The 17,580-nt window shown below is 46.0% G+C and carries 19 protein-coding genes and 1 other annotated feature; of the genes, 18 read left to right on the top strand and 1 reads right to left on the bottom strand.

The window, feature by feature from the left end:
• Positions 1-12: 12 nt before the first annotated feature.
• The 10 genes from sigG to J2X75_RS12755 all read left to right on the top strand — a co-directional run bounded on the left by sigG (position 13) and on the right by J2X75_RS12755 (position 9,931).
• Positions 13-795: an RNA polymerase sporulation sigma factor SigG gene (gene sigG / locus J2X75_RS12800; RefSeq protein WP_017687309.1), complete on the top strand. Its 783-nt coding sequence runs from the start codon at positions 13-15 to the stop codon at positions 793-795.
• A gap of 174 nt (positions 796-969) precedes the next feature.
• The gene (locus tag J2X75_RS12795) at positions 970-1,362 is read left to right on the top strand and encodes a YlmC/YmxH family sporulation protein (protein WP_310337019.1); all 393 of its coding nucleotides are present in this window, start codon (positions 970-972) and stop codon (positions 1,360-1,362) included.
• A 51-nt stretch (positions 1,363-1,413) separates the two neighbouring features.
• Entirely contained in the window at positions 1,414-2,313 is a 900-nt protein-coding gene (gene pgeF, locus J2X75_RS12790) for a peptidoglycan editing factor PgeF (protein WP_310337018.1), read from the top strand.
• 6 nt (positions 2,314-2,319) lie between these two features.
• On the top strand, positions 2,320-3,021 hold the full coding sequence (locus tag J2X75_RS12785; protein WP_310337016.1) for a YggS family pyridoxal phosphate-dependent enzyme: 702 nt from the start codon (positions 2,320-2,322) through the stop codon (positions 3,019-3,021).
• Positions 3,012-3,479, top strand: a complete 468-nt coding sequence (locus tag J2X75_RS12780; RefSeq protein ID WP_017687313.1) for a cell division protein SepF — start codon at positions 3,012-3,014, stop codon at positions 3,477-3,479. The genes J2X75_RS12785 and J2X75_RS12780 overlap by 10 nt, the downstream gene beginning before the upstream one ends.
• Before the next feature lie 7 nt (positions 3,480-3,486).
• Positions 3,487-3,756 carry a YggT family protein gene (locus J2X75_RS12775; RefSeq protein ID WP_260632824.1) on the top strand — a complete coding sequence of 90 codons (270 nt, stop codon included), beginning with the start codon at positions 3,487-3,489 and terminating at the stop codon, positions 3,754-3,756.
• Positions 3,757-3,994: 238 nt separating this feature from the next.
• Positions 3,995-4,777, top strand: a complete 783-nt coding sequence (locus J2X75_RS12770) for a YlmH family RNA-binding protein (RefSeq protein WP_091014083.1) — start codon at positions 3,995-3,997, stop codon at positions 4,775-4,777.
• A 242-nt stretch (positions 4,778-5,019) separates the two neighbouring features.
• Positions 5,020-5,529 carry a DivIVA domain-containing protein gene (locus J2X75_RS12765; RefSeq protein WP_062835445.1) on the top strand — a complete coding sequence of 170 codons (510 nt, stop codon included), beginning with the start codon at positions 5,020-5,022 and terminating at the stop codon, positions 5,527-5,529.
• A 57-nt stretch (positions 5,530-5,586) separates the two neighbouring features.
• Positions 5,587-5,879 (top strand) — a binding site (T-box leader).
• A 428-nt stretch (positions 5,880-6,307) separates the two neighbouring features.
• Positions 6,308-9,406, top strand: coding sequence for an isoleucine--tRNA ligase (ileS, locus tag J2X75_RS12760; protein WP_310337010.1), 3,099 nt, complete (start codon positions 6,308-6,310; stop codon positions 9,404-9,406).
• A 165-nt stretch (positions 9,407-9,571) separates the two neighbouring features.
• Positions 9,572-9,931 carry a DUF5665 domain-containing protein gene (locus J2X75_RS12755; protein WP_310337008.1) on the top strand — a complete coding sequence of 120 codons (360 nt, stop codon included), beginning with the start codon at positions 9,572-9,574 and terminating at the stop codon, positions 9,929-9,931.
• A 31-nt stretch (positions 9,932-9,962) separates the two neighbouring features.
• On the opposite strand, the gene J2X75_RS12750 is transcribed toward J2X75_RS12755, so the two are convergent.
• Complete coding sequence (locus tag J2X75_RS12750) at positions 9,963-10,700, bottom strand: TraR/DksA C4-type zinc finger protein (RefSeq protein WP_036614837.1); 738 nt, start codon at positions 10,698-10,700, stop codon at positions 9,963-9,965.
• A gap of 222 nt (positions 10,701-10,922) precedes the next feature.
• On the opposite strand from J2X75_RS12750, the gene lspA reads away from it, so the two are divergent.
• From lspA to J2X75_RS12710, 8 genes are all read left to right on the top strand, one after another.
• Complete coding sequence (gene lspA / locus J2X75_RS12745) at positions 10,923-11,417, top strand: signal peptidase II (protein WP_091028497.1); 495 nt, start codon at positions 10,923-10,925, stop codon at positions 11,415-11,417.
• A complete protein-coding gene (locus tag J2X75_RS12740) occupies positions 11,410-12,372 on the top strand; it encodes an RluA family pseudouridine synthase (protein WP_397383577.1) in 963 nt (320 codons plus the stop codon). The genes lspA and J2X75_RS12740 overlap by 8 nt, the downstream gene beginning before the upstream one ends.
• A 110-nt stretch (positions 12,373-12,482) precedes the next feature.
• The gene (locus tag J2X75_RS12735; RefSeq protein ID WP_036674844.1) at positions 12,483-13,736 is read left to right on the top strand and encodes an LL-diaminopimelate aminotransferase; all 1,254 of its coding nucleotides are present in this window, start codon (positions 12,483-12,485) and stop codon (positions 13,734-13,736) included.
• Positions 13,737-13,939: 203 nt separating this feature from the next.
• On the top strand, positions 13,940-14,830 hold the full coding sequence (locus J2X75_RS12730) for a decaprenyl-phosphate phosphoribosyltransferase (protein WP_310337645.1): 891 nt from the start codon (positions 13,940-13,942) through the stop codon (positions 14,828-14,830).
• An 18-nt stretch (positions 14,831-14,848) separates the two neighbouring features.
• Positions 14,849-15,481 (top strand): HAD family hydrolase, encoded by a 633-nt coding sequence (locus J2X75_RS12725; protein ID WP_310337000.1) that lies wholly within the window; start codon positions 14,849-14,851, stop codon positions 15,479-15,481.
• A 26-nt stretch (positions 15,482-15,507) separates the two neighbouring features.
• A complete protein-coding gene (locus J2X75_RS12720; protein WP_197997836.1) occupies positions 15,508-15,798 on the top strand; it encodes an EamA family transporter in 291 nt (96 codons plus the stop codon).
• Positions 15,785-16,105 carry a DMT family transporter gene (locus J2X75_RS12715; protein WP_310336996.1) on the top strand — a complete coding sequence of 107 codons (321 nt, stop codon included), beginning with the start codon at positions 15,785-15,787 and terminating at the stop codon, positions 16,103-16,105. Before J2X75_RS12720 ends, J2X75_RS12715 begins: the two co-directional genes overlap by 14 nt.
• Positions 16,106-16,211: 106 nt before the next feature.
• Entirely contained in the window at positions 16,212-17,516 is a 1,305-nt protein-coding gene (locus J2X75_RS12710; protein ID WP_310336994.1) for a DUF6080 domain-containing protein, read from the top strand.
• Positions 17,517-17,580 lie beyond the last annotated feature (64 nt).

Genomic DNA, 17,580 nt, shown 5'->3' with positions numbered 1-17,580 from the left:
AGGTAAATCACGATGACCCGAAACAAAGTCGAGATTTGTGGCGTGGACACCGCAAAATTGCCTGTCCTCACCAACACTGAAATGCGGGAATTGTTTCATTCCCTTCAGCAACACCATGATCGCTCAGCAAGAGAGAAATTAGTGAATGGCAACCTGCGTCTGGTGCTCAGTGTCATTCAGCGTTTTAACAATCGGGGGGAGTTTGTCGATGATCTGTTCCAGGTTGGTTGCATCGGCCTGATGAAAGCCATTGATAATTTTGATTTATCCCAGAATGTCAAATTTTCAACCTACGCGGTGCCGATGATTATCGGTGAAATCCGTCGATACCTGCGTGACAATAACCCAATTCGGGTATCTCGCTCCTTGAGGGACATTGCTTACAAAGCACTTCAGGTCCGTGACAGCCTGACGAATAAAAATTCCCGGGAACCGACGATATTTGAAATTGCGGAAGTACTGAATGTGCCGAAGGAAGATGTTGTTTTTGCATTGGACGCCATTCAGGACCCGGTCTCGCTCTTCGAACCGATTTATCATGATGGTGGAGATCCGATCTATGTAATGGATCAGATCAGCGATGACAGAAACAAAGATGTGTCATGGATCGAGGAAATTGCACTCCGTGAAGCGATGCATCGTCTTGGTCAGCGGGAAAAAATGATTCTGTCGATGCGGTTTTTCGAAGGGAAAACCCAGATGGAAGTGGCTGATGAAATTGGCATTTCCCAGGCTCAGGTATCACGTCTGGAGAAATCAGCGATACAGCAGATGCAAAAACATGTAAAGTCATAACAGGATGCAAAGGCAGAAGGACGATCAATCGGGGCAGTGTATACCGTTGGTCGTCTTTTTGTTCTGGACTGTTTCCACATTCGATGAAAAACAGGACATTTTTCGCCCCTGAAACATATATTGTATAGAAGCGTGAAGAACGGGCAGAAGAGGAATAACAGGGGGCGGAAATGAATGAAAGTAAATACGAGCGAAATAGCGGCACGAGGCATGAAAATCTCGGACTTTCAGACAAAGGATGTCATTAACATTACGGATGGTAAACGCCTCGGTCAGATCAGTGACTTGGAGCTGGATCTGAAGCAGGGACGAATTGAAGCGATTGTAGTGCCAGGGTACAGCCGTTTTATGGGACTCTTTGGAGGGGGAACGGATCTGGTGATTCCCTGGAGAAACATTGTGAAGATTGGTTCAGATGTGATTCTGGTAAAGATGGATGAGGTGAAGGAAAATACGTATGACGAGCGTGATCGCGAAGCGCGCCTGTATGATGAACAGCAGCATAACCGTACAGAGCGTGTGGAACGCATTGAACGGTCGGAACGTAATCAGCGTCGAACGATATAAATGAGACAGAATGTGGCTCATTTGGTACACTGGAAGTGGTGAGGTGAGATAATGGAACCCTTTGTATTGGATAAAGAATTACTTGAACGGACCAAGAACCCAAATTCAGATTTCGGTCCTGATCCGTTATTATTATATGTTGAGCCCTGGACACAGCAATTTGAACAGCTGTCAGTCGGGTTTACGACGAGGCATGGTGGAGTCGGAAAAGTTCCGTATGCCACGCTCAATTGTGCTTATCATGTGGGGGATGATCCTGAAGTTGTACTTAACAACCGCAGGCTTGTAACCAAGAAGCTTGGCTTTGCAGCAGAAGCATGGACCTGTGGAGAGCAGGTGCATGGAAAACATGTGGCTGTAATTACCGCTGAAGATCGGAGCAGAGGATTACTTGATCGTCAATCTGCGTTGCAGGATACGGATGGATTGGTCACGAATGTGCCTGGTGTGCTGCTGACTTCTTTCTACGCAGACTGTGTTCCGCTTTATTTCTATGACCCTGTGCGGCAGGCGGTAGGTCTTGCTCATGCCGGCTGGAAAGGTACAGTCGCGGGTATCGCTGTATCCATGGTGGAGACGATGGAACGGGAGTATGGCAGCCGTAGGCAGGACATTCGAGCTGCAATCGGTCCGTCGATTGGGGATTGCTGTTATGAAGTGGATGAGGCGGTCATGCAGCATGTACGGGTTTGGTTTGATGATTCCCCGGTTAATGATGAATACAAGGATTCTGCTTCCAAACAAGCATATCGAGCCGTGAATAACGGTAAAACGATGTTAAACTTGAAAGAATGTAATCGACACATTATGATGAAAGCAGGAATAATGCCGGATCATATCGAATGTACAACATGGTGTACAAGTTGTCATCCCGAACTATTTTTCTCCTATCGGAAGGAAAATGGTGTTACAGGGCGGATGGCGAGCTGGATTGGGCTGGAAGAGAGGTGACCCTCTGTGTCATTGGAGGAGCGTATTCAACAGGTAAATCAGAAGATCGAGGACGCATGTCGGCGCAGTAACCGTCATCGTGATGATGTGAATGTGATTGCGGTCACGAAATATGTCTCACTTGAAACAACGGGATCGGTGCTGAATCATGGTCTTGAGCATATTGGAGAAAACCGGTGGCAGGATTCACAGGCCAAATGGGAAGCTTTTGGTCAGCAGGGTACCTGGCATTTTATCGGTCATTTGCAGACAAATAAGGTGAAGGATGTGATTGGCAAGTTTCGTTACATACATTCACTGGATCGTTTGTCATTGGCGAAGGAGTTGGATAAAAAAGCAGCTTCACTTGGCATCCAAGTGGAAACGTTTTTGCAGGTGAATATTTCGGGTGAAGAGAGCAAGTATGGCTTACAGCCTGAACAGGCAAGTTCTTTTTTGCGTGATATTCGTTCGTTCAACAATCTCAAGGTCGTTGGCCTGATGACCATGGCACCTCATGAGGAAGATCCGGAGCTGACACGTCCCGTATTTCGTGGATTGCGTGAGTTGAGAGATCAATTGAATGGACAAGCCCTTACAGCAGAGCCATTGACTGAGCTGTCAATGGGGATGTCCAATGATTTTGAAGTGGCCATTGAAGAAGGTGCAACCTGGGTACGGCTAGGATCGATTCTCGTAGGAAAAGAGGAGGGTTCACGATGGGCGTAATGAATAAATTTATGAATTTCCTCGGACTTCAGGAAGAGGAAGAGATTGTGGAACGTGAACGGATGGCAGCACAGGAGGAAAATGAGTCTGAACATCAGGAAGCTGAAACCTCCAGTCTCGATAAACGTAGAAACCAAAGGGGGAATAATGTGGTGAGCATTCATTCCCAGAAAAATGTTAAAGTTGTCCTGTATGAACCGCGTTCTTATGACGAGGCTCAGGAAATTGCCGACCATCTGCGTTCGCATCGTACCGTTGTGGTAAACTTGCAACGAATTCGCCAGGACCAAGCGCTGCGCGTTATTGATTTTTTGAGTGGCACGGTATATGCATTGGGTGGCGGTATTTCCAAAATCGGCGGAAACATTTTTCTCTGTACGCCAGATACGGTTGAAATTCAGGGCTCAATTACGGAAATACTGGCTGACAGCGAGCAAGATTATAACAGAATGAGGTGAGCCACTTTTGTATCAGATTGAAAGCGTGTTGTACACGTTATACCAGATTTACTTTTACATGGTCATTGTCTACATATTGATGTCTTGGCTTCCCAATGCGCGGGAAAGCTTCATCGGTGAATGGCTGGGCAAATTAGTGGAGCCATATCTAAGACCATTCCGTCGATTTATCCCCCCTTTGTTCGGTGTGCTGGATATTTCCCCAATTGTGGCGCTGATCGTTCTGCAACTCGCGCTTAATGGGCTGATCTCCATACTTCGGTATTTTGTATATTAGAGGTTGTTCAAAAAGTCCGCTTATGATTACGAAGGATGCCTAGTGGCATCGTCAGCATCGAATATGGAATTCAGCCGAAATAAGTGGGAGGCTTACGAAGTGTGTTTCCTTCAGAAACATTGAGGTTGCTCACGTAGTTTTCTCTACGCTCCGCTACTCCATTTCTAGCTTTATCCCATCTTCTCGGTACTGAAAACCGGTCTTTTTGAACACGGACTATTAGGGTAGGGTGATATAGATGAGCGGTGAAATTTACGAACATTTTAGCCATGATGAGCGGGATTTTGTAGATAAGGCTTCGGATTGGGTTGAGCGGGCAGGCAAGTATCATGACATGAAGCTAACTGACTTCCTTGATCCAAGACAGGTTTTTATATTACAGACTCTTGCCAATCGTCGTAACGACGTGCAGATTCGTCTGGATGGTGGTTACGAGGCTGCTGAACGCAAGCGTGCGCTGGTTGCACCTGATTATATGTATCTGGATGATGAGGATATGGGAATGCAGGTGCTCAGTATCACGTCTGATGATCAGAAAATCTCGGAGCTGGAGCATGGGGACTATATGGGTTCCCTGCTCGGGCTTGGGATGAAACGTGGAAAGATCGGGGATATCCAAGTGCTGGAGGACGGTTGCCATACAGTGGTGGCGGCGGAAACCGGCGCTTTTTTATCGCTTCAACTGAATCAGGTGCATCGGTTACATGTGTTTACAGAGTTACTTCCTTTGGATCAGATGCGATGGTCAGAGAGTAAACTGGAGACGATGGACATTACGGTCGCTTCTCTTCGTTTGGATGGAATCTGTGCAGATGTGTATCGGCTTAGTCGCAGTAAAGTGCTGGTGCCGATCAAAGCTGGTCGCTGCCGTGTGAACTGGAAAGTTGAGGAAGATCCCTCCAAATCGCTAAAAGCGGGTGATGTCGTATCCATTCAGGGATTTGGCCGTTTCAAGGTTATGGAACAGGATGGGATGACCAAAAAAGGGCGCTGCCGAGTGAAAATCGGCAAATTTGCCTGAGTCTGTTGCAGGAAAATCCGCTTTCTTGTCGAAATGTTTATCATAAAGGTGTAGAAAATACGCGGTGTATCCGATATACATTAAGTCAAAGCTTTACATGAACGTTGGAGGATGCAATTCTGATCCTGCATTCCGTATACGTTGCCAAGTTTATAGGCATCAACGATACGGCCCCTTGGGTGGTACCCATGTGCTGCAAACCTTCTCTGGACGGGAAGGAACTTTAACAGGAGGTGGACAGCATGCCATTAACGCCGCTGGACATACACAACAAGGAATTTTCCCGACGTTTGCGCGGGTATGACGAGGATGAAGTCAATGAATTCCTGGATCAAGTCATCAAAGATTACGAAGGCGTCATTCGCGAGAACAAAGAGCTGAGCAATCAGTTGCTGTCCGTTCAGGAAAAGCTGGATCATTTTGCCACGATTGAAGAGACACTTAGCAAAACGATCATCATTGCGCAGGAAGCTGCTGATGATGTGAAAAACAATGCGAAGAAAGAAGCGCAGTTGATCGTGAAGGAAGCAGAGAAAAATGCAGACCGGATCGTGAACGAATCGCTGGGAAAATCGCGTAAAATTGCTTTGGAAGTGGAAGAACTGAAAAAGCAGGCATCGATTTATCGTGCCCGTTTCCGCACGCTTGTTGAAGCGCAGCTTGAACTGTTGACTCAGGATGGTTGGGAAGTGCTGGAGAGCCGGGAGCAGGAAGTGCGTGACCGTGAGCGGGAGATGAAAGAAATTTATTAGTCTCTCTCCTGGTTGACTTTTGTCTGCAAAGAGGCTATAACTATATTCATAATGAATAGTGATTCCATGACGGGTTCAGTACGTTATGATCTCATCCCTCAGAGAGTTGGTGGTTGGTGCAAACCAATGGATGAGTTATAGCCGAATATCTCCCCGGAGAAGTGACGCTGAAGCGGTGATCTTGATTGCCGTGTGTAAGCCGAACCGTAAGCCGTACGTTATAACGGCACCCTGCAGTAGTATAGCGGGGCATAAGCGCTGTTGATGACAGAGCATACCCAGGCTTGCCTGGATGTGGTTTGTGATGAACAGAATTAGGGTGGTAACGCGAGTATAGCCTCGTCCCTTTCCAGGGACGGGGCTTTTTTGTGTCCAAAAAAGGCGAACGTTCATGAGGCCCGCAGGGACCTCAGGGAGAGAGCCAACCGCCGGGAAAGCGAAGCACCCGGCAACCGGGGTTTCGCCAAGGCGAACGTCCATGAGGTCCGAAGGTGCCTCAGGGAGAAAGCCGCCCGCCGGGAGAGCGAAGCACCCGGCAACACCCGCCTCGCGGTAAGGCCATGCGGCGTTCACGCAGGGAACAGCCGCAAAATGGCCGCCACCACGCACATAAACCCTCGCCCATAAGCACGCCACACGATTCCCAACGACAACCCATTCCGGGTGTCCAGAGGGCGGAGCGCCTATGGGGTCCCCCTTGGCAAGGGGGATTTAGGGGGATTGAAACGCTTTTTGTGGACGGTCCACAATCCAACCAAAGAAAGGGAAGATAATCATCATGCAACGAGTTGACGTCAAAGAGAAGGCACGTGCCAGAGAATTACGCGTGTTGGATAAATGGAAAACGGAGAATACATTCAAAAGATCCATCGAAAACCGGGAGGGCAAGCCAAACTTCGTATTTTATGAAGGGCCACCTACAGCGAACGGAAAACCGCATATCGGTCACGTGCTTGGACGTGTAATCAAGGACTTTGTTGGTCGTTATAACACGATGAAGGGTTACCGTGTTGTGCGTAAAGCAGGCTGGGATACACATGGTCTGCCTGTAGAACTGGGTGTACAGAAAAAGCTTGGTATCTCCCACAAGTGGGAAATCGAAGATTACGGCGTGGAGAAATTCATTAACGAATGTAAAGCGAGCGTATTCGAGTACGAGCAACAATGGCGTGATCTGACAGAAGGTATCGGATATTGGACGGATATGGATAACCCGTATATCACCCTTGATAACAACTACATCGAGAGTGTATGGAATATCCTGGCGACGATCCATGAGAAAGGCCTGTTGTATCGTGGTCACCGTGTGAGTCCGTATTGCCCATCTTGCCAGACAACACTGAGTTCCCATGAAGTTGCACAAGGGTACAAAGACGTCAAAGACCTGAGCGCTACAGCGAAATTCAAACTGAATGACAGCGGAGAATTTGTACTGGCTTGGACAACAACACCTTGGACGCTGCCTTCACATGTTGCACTTGCCGTGAATCCGGATATGGACTACTCCCGTGTTCGTCAAGGTGATGAAGTGTACATCATGGCAACCAATCTGGTTGAGAAAGTGATGAAAGATACCAAAGGTGAGTATGAGATCATCGGTGCACTGAAAGGTGCCGATCTGGTTGGCAAAACGTATGATCCTCCGTTCAACTACGTTCAGGCTGAGAAAGCCAACATCATTCTGGGTGCAGGCTTTGTAACGGATGCAAGTGGTACGGGTATCGTACACATGGCTCCTGCCCATGGTGAAGATGACTACCGTGTATGCCGTGAGAATGGAATCAGCTTTGTGAACATGGTGGACTTGGAAGGTAAATTTGTCGCTGAGGTTACTGACTTTGCCGGACGTTTCGTGAAGGATTGTGATATTGATATCGTGCGATATCTGTCTGAAAATGGACGTTTGTTCAGCAAAGAAAAATATGAGCACAGCTATCCATTCTGCTGGCGTTGTGATACACCGCTTCTGTACTATGCAATGGACAGCTGGTTTATCCAAACAACAGCCATCAAGGACCAATTGATTGCCAACAACAGTGAAGTGGATTGGTACCCAGGTCACGTTCGTGAAGGTCGCTTCGGGAAATTCCTTGAGGATCTGGTGGATTGGAACATCAGCCGTGATCGCTATTGGGGAACTCCGCTAAACATCTGGGTGTGCGAGGAGACTGGCGAACAATTTGCTCCACACAGCATTGCAGAATTACGTGCCCGTGCGGTAGGTGATGTGCCTGAGAATCTTGAATTGCATAAACCGTATGTGGATGACGTTAAAGTCATGAGCTCTTGTGGCAAATATGAAATGAAACGTACACCGGAAGTGATCGATGTCTGGTTCGACAGCGGCTCCATGCCGTTTGCCCAGCAGCACTATCCATTTGAAAATAAAGAAGTTTTCGAACAGCAGTATCCTGCTGATATGATCTGTGAGGGAATTGACCAGACACGTGGCTGGTTCTACAGCCTGCTGGCGGTTTCTACCCTTTTGACAGGCAAAGCGCCTTACAAAGCGGTTATGGCTACAGGACACGTTCTTGATGAGAACGGACAGAAGATGTCCAAATCCAAAGGTAACGTTATCGATCCTTGGGAAGTAATTGAAGAATACGGTACAGATGCATTCCGCTGGGCTTTGTTGTCTGACAGTGCACCGTGGAACAGCAAACGTTTCTCCAAAGGTATCGTAGGCGAAGCAAAATCCAAAATGGTGGATACGCTGGTTAACACCCATGCATTCCTGACGCTTTATGCTACCATTGATGGATTTGATCCACAGGAGCACCCGTTCCAACTGTCCGCACACAAGCTGGATCGCTGGATTCTGTCGAGGCTGAACAGTCTCATCCTGGTTGTGGAAAAAGCGCTGTTGGTTAACGACTATCTGAACTCCTCCAAAGCGATTGAAGCATTTGTTGATGAGCTGAGTAACTGGTATATCCGTCGTTCCCGTGACCGGTTCTGGGGAAGTGGCCTGACAGAAGATAAACTGGATGCTTACCGTACATTGACTGAGGTACTGGTGACTACTGCGAAATTGGTTGCTCCGTTCACACCGATGCTGGCAGAAGACATCTATCTGAACCTTGCAACAGGTGAGAGTGTGCACATGGAAGACTATCCGGTAGCTAATGAAGCGCTGATTGATGCAGGACTGGAACAGGATATGGAGACGGCTCGCCGCGTAGTTGAACTTGCCCGTAACGTTCGTAACGAAACAGGCATCAAGACACGTCAGCCGCTGTCCGAATTGATTGTTTCCCTGGATAAAGGGTTTGACCTGGCAAGTTATGAAGAGATCATCAAGGAAGAGATCAATGTAAAAGGAATCCGTACGGAGCATAACGATGCGGAATTCGTTGACTTTACATTGAAGCTGAACCTGAAAGTTGCAGGTAAGAAATACGGTAAAAACGTTGGATTCCTGCAAAACTTCTTCAAGGGAATGTCAGCTGATGAGACGCGTAAAGTGGTTTCGGAGGGTATGCTGAACATCGTTTCTCCGGAAGGCGAAGAGCTGCAAGTAACGAGCGAAGAATTATTGGTTGATAAACAGGCCAAATCAGGTTTTGCTTCAGCATCAGGTTACGGTCTGACGGTTGCGCTCAATACCGAAATCACCCCAGCATTGGAACAGGAAGGCTGGGTGCGTGAAGTGGTTCGTGCTGTGCAGGATACCCGGAAACGACTGGACTTGCCGATTGAGAAAAGAGTACGTTTGACGCTGGATGTGGATGCATCCCTTCAGGAAGCTATTCAGGCGTTTGATGATGTCTTGCGTGAAAATGTTCTCGTAACCGAAGTTACATTTGGCTCGAATGAGTCCATGGAACGCGTTGAAGCCGGAGGCAAATCGATCGGTATTCACATCGAAGCGTAATTCGGAGCATCACCCATTCAACAGTGATAGAATATAGAGTATAAACAAACGAGCCGCAGATAAAGGGACATATTCCCTGTATCTGGGCTCGTTTGTTTTTTAGGCAAAAAGGCAATGATTCTATAGTGCAGTCAATCTATATTGATCAAAGGAACTGACCAAAACATGAGCGAACATGACAAGCAAACCGCATCCACTTCACAACAATCAACATCAGATAATCTGAATTCCCATGACAAAATTGAAGAGTTACATACTCTGACGAACCGTCTGGCGGATGAACTGGAACGTTCACGAATAGCGCAATACACAGAATTGCTGAACAGACCATGGAAATTGATCGGACTTAACCTGTTGTCTGGAGCCGCACGAGGTGTGGGGATTGCGATTGGATTTACCTTTTTTGCAGCAACGATTATTTACGTTTTGCAGCTACTTGGGGCGCTCAATCTTCCCATTGTTGGAGACTACATCGCTGATATTGTGCGCATTGTCCAGCGTCAGCTTGATATGAACACCTACTAAGCGATTAAAGGTGAAGGATATCAAAGTGCATTTAATAAATGTCATCCGTCTCCATGTCCGGTTCTAACAGACCCTCGCCCTCACGGTTCTCCAGGTACTGGCGATATTGCCGATTGCGCACGATGGAGACGTCATGACCATAGATGTCCGTTGCAACAAAGCTTTCGTACGCTTCAACGCAGCCTTCCACTTCATCAGTTGCTTCAATCGCCATAACATCATAGCTGTCGATATCGCGTCCTTCAGCCATGGCTGGAGAGTTCGATGTGCCCCAGCTTTCAACAATCTGCCACGTGTCTTCACCATCGAAGCCATTTTGATCATCACGCTCGTCCAGACTGGTTCGACCAAATGCCGGGGCAAGGAATTCTTCCTCTACAGGACGGTTTTCGGAGACAACGGTTTCCGGTTGATGTTTTTTGCAGTATTTGGTGTAGGGAACAGCTTCCATGCGTTCATAAGGGATGGGTTGCTGGCAGACCGCACATGTACCGTAATGTCCTTCTTCGATGGAGTGCAGTGCAGAATCGATACGTTCCAATTGGAATTCATCATGTTCCAGCAGGGAAATATCTTTCTCGCGTTCATACACCTCCGTAGCTATGTCGCCAGGATGATTATCAATTGGTGATAATTCACCTGTCTGTAGTTTAAGGGAATCTCCAAGGCCATAATGCTCGTTTTCCGAAAGTCTATGTTCAATATCGCGCTTATCGGACATCAGTTGGGAACGTAAAAATTGCAGTTGTTCGTTAGTGAAATGTGACATGTTTTTCCCCTTTCTGCTTTCATGCTGGAATCCGGATTTTGACTCTATTGTAGGATGTGCCATTTAGGGCAAGATTACAGAAGGGAAATGTTATCGTTTTTGCCATAAGCATTGCTGATATAGCGCGTCGTGGACGATTTCCAAACAGCTGTGCTACAATAAACAAGTCTGGCGTAAGCCTGGTATCGTTTGGAAAAGACAAGAACGGAGTGACAAACAAACGTGGTGTATTATATCCTCGCTTTTATCGTATTTTTATTGGATCAGGGAACCAAGTATTTGATTGCAACCCGGATGGAGCTCAGAGAAGAAATTCCGGTCATCGGCAATTTTTTTGTCATCACATCACATCGTAACTCAGGAGCAGCATTTGGCATTCTGCAAGACCAGCGTTGGTTCTTTATCGTGGTTACGTTGATTGTGGTCGTTGCCTTGATTTGGTATTTGCAAAAGGTAAAAGATACCCCGCACAAATTGCTGCCTGTGGCGCTTAGTTTGGTGCTTGGTGGAGCAATTGGCAACTTCCTTGACCGGGCATTGACCGGAGAAGTTGTAGACTTTGTACAACTTAATTTTGGAAGTTATACGTTTCCCATTTTTAACATCGCCGATTCGGCAATCTGTATCGGTGTAGCGTTAATCATTGTGGAGACGTTGCTTGAAGGACGGCGCGAAAAAGCAGCCGCGAAGATTGAAGGGAATGAACATCATGAGTAATCCGAATAAGGAAGAGATTAACGACGAAGAACTAATGAATGGCAATGAACGTATGGAATGGACCGTTGCCGCTGAACATAAAAAAGAACGAATTGACAAATATATTACGGAAGCTGTGGATAACGTATCTCGCTCCCAGGTTCAATTGTGGATCGGAGACGGAATGGTTACGGTAAATGGTGCTGTTGTCAAAGCCAATGCCAAGTTATCCGAAGGTGATCTGGTTGAGTTACAGATTCCTGAACCGGCTGCCGTTGAGATCATTGCTGAAGATATTCCGCTGGAAGTGGTATATGAAGATAGCGACTTGATCGTGATCAATAAACAACGTGGTCTTGTGGTGCATCCAGCACCAGGACATACGTCGGGCACACTCGTCAATGCACTTATGCACCACTGTAAAGACCTCTCGGGTATTAATGGGGAGTTGCGTCCTGGTATTGTGCATCGGATCGATAAGGATACATCGGGTTTGATCATGGCTGCCAAGAACGATCGTGCTCATGCATCACTGGCTGCTCAGTTGAAGGAACATACGGTGAATAGACGGTATATTGCGCTCGTTCATGGTCATCTAAACCATGATCAAGGGACCATTGATGCACCGATTGGACGGGATACCAATGACCGCAAAATGTATACGGTCACGGAGCGTAACAGTAAACATGCCGTTACGCATTTTACCGTTACTGAGCGGATTAATGATTACACCTTGTTGGAATTGAAACTGGAGACAGGACGTACTCACCAGATTCGGGTTCACATGAAATTTATTGGTCACCCGCTTGTAGGAGATCCAACTTATGGACGGAATAAAGGCATCAAAATGCAAGGACAGGCTCTTCATGCGGCCATTCTTGGATTTGTGCATCCAACAACGGGAGAATACCTTGAATTTTCAGCTCCGATTCCGCAAGATATGGAAGACGTGCTTGCCTCGCTACGCAGTCGTTAACAGCTCCAAGAAAGTACAAATGTTCGGATACTTTGTCCATGGCTTTGATCACGCAAATGCTTCATATTAAAGTGTAGAAATTTGCGTCAAATGAGGAGATGAACAACGTTATGAGTATCGATAAATATCAAGAAACTTACATTCAGACTAATTTTGCCGACCGTATCGGTGGCTCCAACTATGGTAAAGACACGAACATTTATAAATTCGAGAAAATCAAACGTGCCAAAGCTTCAGCCAAAAAAGATTTTCCCGATGTGGAACTGATTGACCTTGGTGTAGGTGAACCGGACGAAATGGCTGATGCAGGCATTGTAGCTGCACTTGCAGAAGAAGCTTCCAGACCTGAGAACCGTGGTTATGCCGACAATGGTATTCCTGAATTCAAGGCTGCTGCGGCTTCTTACCTGAAAAACGTATTCAACGTAGAAGGTATCGATGCAGATACCGAAATCGTACACTCCATTGGTTCAAAACCGGCTTTGGCGATGATGCCTTCATGCTTCATCAATCCGGGTGATGTGACCATCATGACCGTTCCAGGTTATCCGGTTATGGGCACACATACGAAGTATCTGGGTGGAGAAGTGTTCAACATTCAATTGACGAAAGAGAACAACTTCTTGCCTGATCTGACGGCTATCCCGGAAGACATCGCAAAACGTGCGAAGTTGCTCTACCTGAACTATCCGAATAACCCTACAGGCGCAAGCGCGACGGTGGAGTTCTTCACTGAAGTCGTTGAATGGGCTAAGAAATACAATGTTGTGGTTGTACATGATGCTCCATATGCAGCATTGACGTATGATGGCAAAAAACCGTTCAGCTTCCTGTCGGTACCTGGAGCGAAGGATGTCGGCGTAGAGCTGCACTCTTTATCCAAGTCCTACAACATGACGGGTTGGAGGATCGGATTTGTAGCGGGTAACCCGCTTGTAGTCAAAGCATTCAGCGACGTGAAGGACAACAATGACTCCGGTCAGTTCATCGCAATTCAAAAGGCTGCTGCTTATGGATTGAATCACCCTGAAATTACGGAAAAAATTGCAGAGAAATATTCCCGTCGTCACGATATGCTCGTTGCCGCATTGAATGAACTGGGCTTCCAAGCTGAAAAACCCAAAGGTTCATTCTTCCTGTATGTAGAAGCACCAAAAGGAGTGGTTGGCGGACGTCGCTTCGAATCTGGCGAAGATTTCTCCCAATTCCTGATCCGTGAGAAACTGATCTCATCCGTACCTTGGGATGATGCTGGTAACTTTGTTCGTTTCTCCGTAACCTTTGAGGCGAAGGGTGAAGAGGAAGAGAAACGTGTTATTGCTGAGATCAAACGTCGTCTGAGCGACGTACAATTCGAATTTTAATCGTATTACCCAATAATTAAATCACGTACTAACGAAGAGACCGGAAACGGTCTCTTTTTTTATGCCCATATTAGATTTTTTTCATTTACTCCCTTTACAAAATTATACAAGCAACATATGATTAGATCTTTACGTTATTTGTTATATACAGAAGTTGTTTTTGAAGGGAGTTATTACAATTGTTATCATCACGAACAAGTACGGTGTCTTCACCGGCTACAGGAACAGGCAGTACAGTGTCAGGATTATTCAGATTGTTAAGACCCAAACAGTGGACTAAAAATCTGCTGTTATTTGCTGCGTTATTATTCTCTTTTGAGGAGATTCGGGCTGAAACCATTCTTGCGACGTTGCTCGGTTTTATTCTATTTAGCCTTGTTGCAGGCTGTGTGTATATTTTAAATGACTTTGTAGACCGGGACAGGGATCGACAGCATCCGGTGAAAAAGTATCGTCCTATGGCTTCTGGGCAGGTGAATCCGAGTCATGCTTTGTTGTTTGGCATTATTCTATTAATCCTTTCCGTAGGAACGGCTTTCATGATGAACCCTCTATTCGGGGTGTTATGTATCGTCTATTTCCTGTTGAATGTATCGTATTCATTTGTGCTGAAACATCTCGTTATTCTGGATATGATGACCATTGCAGCCGGGTTTGTACTTCGTGCCATTGCAGGTGGTGTGTTGATCCATGTGCCGTTCACACCGTGGTTTTTGATCTGTACAATGCTGTTGTCGTTATTTCTGGCCATTGGCAAACGCAGAAATGAACTTACGTTGCTTGAGGGAAATACGGGATCACATCGTAAGGTTTTGGATAACTACTCCATTACGTTACTGGATCAATTCAATACGATTGTGACGACAGCTACGATTATCAGTTATTCCCTGTTCACATTCACTTCAGATCGAACCATTCATCTCATGTGGACGATTCCATTAGTCATTTACGGCATGTTCCGTTACCTGTATCTGATCCACATGAAGAACCAGGGAGGTTCGCCCGATCGTGTGCTGTTTGAGGACAAGCCCATATTAATTACGGTTATGTTGTATGTGATAAGTGTTGTTACAATCTTTGCAATCTTTGAATAAAGGCTGAGGGGGATCAGGGTGAAAAGCACGAAAGTCGCAATTTTTGATATTGATAAAACGATCATACGCAGAGATTCCATGTTTCAATTTGTGCATTACGGTGTTCGCCGTTACCCGTGGCAGGTATGGAGATTACCTGTCATCGCATTACATACCGTGTTATTCAAGGCAGGCTTTATGACGGTTGAACAAGTCAAACGATCCTACTTTCAAGAAATTGAGCGTATGTCTGAAAAAGATCTCGAACATTTCTTTGATACCCGCTTGCGTACATCCATTTTTGCCGAGGCCAGTGTAGAGATGCAACATCGTAAAGAAGCAGGCTATCATGTCTTGCTGGTAACCGCATCTCCGCATGCCTATATGAAATACTTTAAAAACTTTCCCTGGGTGGATCATGTCATTGGAACTGAACTTGTCCGACATGAGAATGGTTACACATGCAGAATTGATGGCAGCAATTGCAAGGGGGAAGAGAAGGTACGCCGAATTCAGGCTTATCTGAGTGAGAAAAATATGGTAATTGATTATGACCAGTCATGTTCCTACTCGGACTCCTTATCCGACCTTCCAGTCATGCAGCTAGTGAGTCAACGATACTTTATTAACAAGCGTGTTCCGGACATGGAGGCATTAACGTGGGGGAAATAAGATCGCGTCATACCGGTAAATGGTTGATGCTCGTCTCCGCATTTCTGACAGCAACGGGTCAATTGTTCTGGAAATGGGGACTAACCGAGTGGATCTACCTGGGTGTTGGTTTTCTTTGTTATGGACTTGGAGCGATTTTGATGATTAAAGCTTTTGCTCTGGAAAAACTCTCTGTTGCTTATCCTCTGATGTGTGCCAGCTACGTATTTGCCTTAATCTATGGATATTTTTTGCTTGGGGAAGAAATTACGGTGCAGAAGCTGGCAGCAGTTGTGTTGCTTGGAATCGGGGTGACATTAACCAGTGTTGATCGATAGCTGGATGGTTGCCGTATTAATTGTCATGACGTTGTGTGGTGCACTGGGCGGGGCCGGACTGAAAGCTTATGCATCCAGTCGCAATCGTCTGCATGTACTCATGGGACTTGGATTCTACGGAACGGGTGCGTTGCTGAATATTGTATTGCTGAAGTTTCTTCCATTAACCGTAGTGTTGCCTGCGAACGCATTAACATATGTGTGGACCCTAATCATTGCGATGTTGGTATTCAAGGAAGCGGTGGGGCCTTTACGTTGGATTGGCGTGGCTTGTATTATGGGTGGCCTATGTTTATTGGTGTTCTAATTTGAACTATCCATTATTTACACGAGCACTACGATGACAGAATAACCTTCCAATCGCTCAAATTATGATAGTTTTTTATAAAATTTATTGGATGTGAAATGATAGTATGAAATTTTTGGACTACTTATTTTATAATCGAAGAGCCAACTGCACAGCCTTTTACCTGTTTGCAGGATTTGCTCTATTCTATGGTTTAATGAACGGCTCGTACGTTCTGTACATTGAAAATAATGCAGAACTGCTTGGAAAGTATACCCCATTTAATACGACGCTGTTTCCACTCAATTTATTCAACTTTGATCCTTCAATGTATTACGGTGACAACGGATCTTCGGTGATCCATCCGCTTATTTCCTTTCTGGTCGTCATACTTGCGGCTGTAGCGAAGCTGCTGGGAGGTAACTGGTTCTTTCTAGTCCTGCAATCGCTGGTAAATGCGGCTTCGGTGGTGCTGGCGTATCTGTTCCTGAGTCAAAAAGAAGATAAACAGACCATCGTACCGTTGCTGTTGGCCTTACTGTTTGGTTTCAGTTCCTACCTGATGTATACTGCGTTGATTCCGGACTCGTATCCGTATGTACAGTTCGTTATCCTTCTCTCTGTAGTTTACATGCAGTATACTCGTGAGCGTCAGGACGTACGTTATGTACCCAATGCATTGCTTGCGTCGATTAACTTTGGACTAACCTCGACTAATATCGTACCATTTGCTGCGGCCACATTCTTCAATATGGATGCATGGCGCAATAAGGCGAATCTGAAAAAATACATCGGCATCTTGGCACTGGCGGTTCTGATCATCGTCGTATTAACTGGTATTCAGTATGTTGCCTTTGGAGGCCGCAGCTGGGTTAGTAACTGGCTGTTGGGCATTCAAAATGGTGGAACCAGCTATGCAACGCCATTCCAGTTCGCTGTTCATTGGAGAGCATTGAACATGTTAACCATTAATCCGATGCTGACACCGAAGATGCATTTACTGGACCCGGGCATGGCAGCCTTTGTTACGGATCTATCCCGTTCCAATCCAATCTATGTGCAGATGACAGGTATCTTTATTTTACTACTGGCATTCATGGGCTTCATTAAAGGAATTCGTGAACGAGAAGTGTGGACCCTTGTGCCATATATTCTGTTTGCCTTTTTGCTTCATGTAGTCGTGGGCTTTGGTCTGGCTGTATTTCAATATGATATGTACCTGTATGCGGGGCATTATCTGTTTGCGTTCTTCCTGTTGGGTGGAGGTTTTGTCATCAGCCTTCGTCCGGGATTGGGGAAAAAAGTGGTTATAGGCTTGATCATGTTATGTGTTATCGTTACGGCAAGTAACAACATCTATCGCCATGTAGAAACATTAACAACAATCAAACAATCCTATAATCAGTTGGAACAGGAACGCTCAGTGAAATAATCAAAATGTATCGATTCATATAATGAAATGAAATAAGATAAGGCCATGGGATGGAAAGTCCAAT

It is taken from the genome of Paenibacillus sp. 2003, assembly GCF_031455635.1.
GTDB classification, from domain to species: Bacteria; Bacillota; Bacilli; order Paenibacillales; family Paenibacillaceae; genus Paenibacillus; species Paenibacillus amylolyticus_B.
This window is presented reverse-complemented; position numbering and strand designations above follow the sequence as displayed.

Coding starts and splice junctions, on each gene's coding strand:
- J2X75_RS12735 (WP_036674844.1), top strand. CDS start 12,483: ATGAGTATCGATAAATATCAAGAAACTTACATTCAGACTAATTTTGCC.
- J2X75_RS12750 (WP_036614837.1), bottom strand. CDS start 10,700: ATGTCACATTTCACTAACGAACAACTGCAATTTTTACGTTCCCAACTG.
- J2X75_RS12780 (WP_017687313.1), top strand. CDS start 3,012: ATGGGCGTAATGAATAAATTTATGAATTTCCTCGGACTTCAGGAAGAG.
- J2X75_RS12710 (WP_310336994.1), top strand. CDS start 16,212: ATGAAATTTTTGGACTACTTATTTTATAATCGAAGAGCCAACTGCACA.
- J2X75_RS12795 (WP_310337019.1), top strand. CDS start 970: ATGAAAGTAAATACGAGCGAAATAGCGGCACGAGGCATGAAAATCTCG.
- ileS (WP_310337010.1), top strand. CDS start 6,308: ATGCAACGAGTTGACGTCAAAGAGAAGGCACGTGCCAGAGAATTACGC.
- J2X75_RS12755 (WP_310337008.1), top strand. CDS start 9,572: ATGAGCGAACATGACAAGCAAACCGCATCCACTTCACAACAATCAACA.
- sigG (WP_017687309.1), top strand. CDS start 13: ATGACCCGAAACAAAGTCGAGATTTGTGGCGTGGACACCGCAAAATTG.
- pgeF (WP_310337018.1), top strand. CDS start 1,414: ATGGAACCCTTTGTATTGGATAAAGAATTACTTGAACGGACCAAGAAC.
- J2X75_RS12740 (WP_397383577.1), top strand. CDS start 11,410: ATGAGTAATCCGAATAAGGAAGAGATTAACGACGAAGAACTAATGAAT.
- J2X75_RS12765 (WP_062835445.1), top strand. CDS start 5,020: ATGCCATTAACGCCGCTGGACATACACAACAAGGAATTTTCCCGACGT.
- J2X75_RS12720 (WP_197997836.1), top strand. CDS start 15,508: ATGCTCGTCTCCGCATTTCTGACAGCAACGGGTCAATTGTTCTGGAAA.
- J2X75_RS12770 (WP_091014083.1), top strand. CDS start 3,995: ATGAGCGGTGAAATTTACGAACATTTTAGCCATGATGAGCGGGATTTT.